Source organism: Streptomyces sp. NPDC058619 (assembly GCF_042717785.1).
GTDB lineage: Bacteria > Actinomycetota > Actinomycetes > Streptomycetales > Streptomycetaceae > Streptomyces.
The window spans coordinates 1-2,214 of the sequence record NZ_JBHXQN010000148.1; the positions used below are offsets into that span (position 1 = coordinate 1).

The following is a 2,214-nucleotide window of genomic DNA, read 5'->3' on the forward strand; positions in this document are numbered from 1 at the left end:
CCACCGGGACCAGCACCTCGGCAACGCCGGCTACCACGAGGAGCTGGGCACGTACTACGGCACCGGCGCCCCCTTCGGCGGCCGCCCCGCCTGACCCGGCACGCGAGTGGGCCCGGACTCGACGAGTCGAGTCCGGGCCCACTCCCATGCCCATGCCCCGGGCCGGACACGGGCGAGGTGCCGCGCCCGGGACCGGGTAGGCGAGTGACGAGCGGTACGCACACCTACAGGAGTGGTGGTCGGATTGAGCCTGACGGGAATCGACGTGGTGTACGCCTGCGCGGGGCTGGGAGCCCTGGGCGCGGCGGTGCTGCCGACGGCCCTGGCGAAACGGCCCCTGTCCCTGCCCATGGTGTTCCTCGCGGCGGGCTTCCTGGTGTTCCTGCTGCCGCTGGACGCGCTCCCGGCGCTCGACCCCGTCCGGCACCGCAGCATGGTGGAGCACCTCACGGAGGTCTGCGTCGTGGTCGCGCTGATGGGCGCCGGCCTGGCCATCAACCGGCCGCCGGGCCTGCGGGCCTGGTCGACGACGTGGCGGCTGCTCGGGCTGGCCATGCCGCTCACCATCCTGCTGACGGCGGCTGCCGCCGGTTGGCTGCTGGGGTGGCCCCCGGCCGTCGCGCTGCTGGTGGCGGCCGCCCTCGCGCCCACGGACCCGGTCCTGGCGGCCGAAGTGCGCGTGGGGGAGCCGACCGACGAGAAGGACGACGAGGACGAGGTCCGCTTCGCGCTGACCAGCGAGGCCGGGCTCAACGACGGGCTCGCGTTCCCCTTCGTCCTGGCCGCCATCGCCCTCACGGCGTCGTCCGCGACCGGCTGGTCCACGGACGGACTGTGGCACTGGGCCTGGAGCGATGTGCTCGTACGCAGCACGGTGGGACTGCTGGTGGGCGTGGGCGTCGGACGGCTGCTCGGCTGGATGTTCTTCCAGGCGGGCTGGAAGTCGCTGCGCCTCTCCGAGCACCGCGAGGGCTTCGTCGCCCTCGCCGCCACCTTCACCGCGTACGGGATGACGGAACTGCTGCACGGCTACGGTTTCCTCGCCGTGTTCGTCGCCGCCTGCACGATCCGCGGAGCCGAACGCGCCCACCGCTACCACCGCGTCATGCACGCCTTCACCGACCAGATCGAGCGGCTCCTCACCGCCGTCGTGCTCTTCCTCGTCGGCGGCTTCATCGCCGACGGCGGCCTCGAGGCCCTGACCTGGCGCGGGGCCCTCCTGGGACTGGTGCTCTTCCTGGTGATCCGCCCCGCCGTGGGCTGGGTCGTCCAGGCGCGGGGCGCGGCGAAGGGGAAGGAACGCGCCGTCATCGCGCTCTTCGGCATCCGCGGCATCGGCTCCTTCTTCTACCTGGCGTACGCGCTGGGCGAGGCGGACTTCGCGGCCCCCGCACGGGAGTTGTGGGCGGTGGTCACCTTCACCGTGCTGCTCTCGGTGCTCCTGCACGGCGTCGCAGCCACCCCGGTCACGGCGCGGCTCGACGGCCCGGAGGGGACGGGCACCGACGCCTCCCGGGGCGATACCACCTAGGACTCCCGCTGTGGTGCGTGATGATCCGTGAGGCAGGGTGGGGGCATGTCTACGTACGAGACGATGTCGTTCCACCTCGAGACCGAGCGGCTGATACTGCGGCCCTGGGCCGAGTCGGACGCCGCCGAGTTCCGCGCCCTCCTCTCCGAGCGCGGCAACGGGACGACGCCCACGGCCGAGCGCACCCGGACGGTCATCGCGGAGCTGCTCACCGCGACGGCGACCACCGGGATCGCCCTGCTGCCCATCCAGCGCCGCGACGCAGGCGATTTCATCGGCTACTGCGGGTTGATCATCGGCCGCTCCACCCTGGAGGAGCCCGAGATCGCGTACGAGCTGTTCCGGCACGCGCATGGGCGGGGCTACGCCACCGAGGCGGCCCGCGCCGTGCTCGATGCCGCCGTGGCGACAGGACGCACACGCCTCTGGTCGACCGTCGGCGCGTGGAACACCCCGTCGCTGCGCGTCCTGGAAAAGCTCGGGTTCGAGCGGGATCGCACGTCCACCAACGACAGCGGCGAAGTGGTCTGGCTCAGCCGCTCGTTGCCGTGACAGCGGCGCCCAAACTCCGTTGTCAGTGGCTCCCCCTAGCCTCGCGCTTTCACGTGGCTGCGTGTCCGATGGATGATCGGAAACGAGAAGAGTGCTCCTGACCTGCAACGATGGGACTTGTCTAGGGTCCA

General features: G+C 71.8%; 2 protein-coding genes. Both read left to right on the forward strand.

Annotated elements, in window-relative coordinates; genetic code table 11:
• Positions 1-250 precede the first annotated feature (250 nt).
• Positions 251-1,531 carry a cation:proton antiporter gene (locus ACFWTC_RS38795; RefSeq protein ID WP_383932381.1) on the forward strand — a complete coding sequence of 427 codons (1,281 nt, stop codon included), beginning with the start codon at positions 251-253 and terminating at the stop codon, positions 1,529-1,531.
• 45 nt (positions 1,532-1,576) lie between these two features.
• A complete protein-coding gene (locus tag ACFWTC_RS38800) occupies positions 1,577-2,083 on the forward strand; it encodes a GNAT family N-acetyltransferase (RefSeq protein ID WP_384075159.1) in 507 nt (168 codons plus the stop codon).
• Positions 2,084-2,214 lie beyond the last annotated feature (131 nt).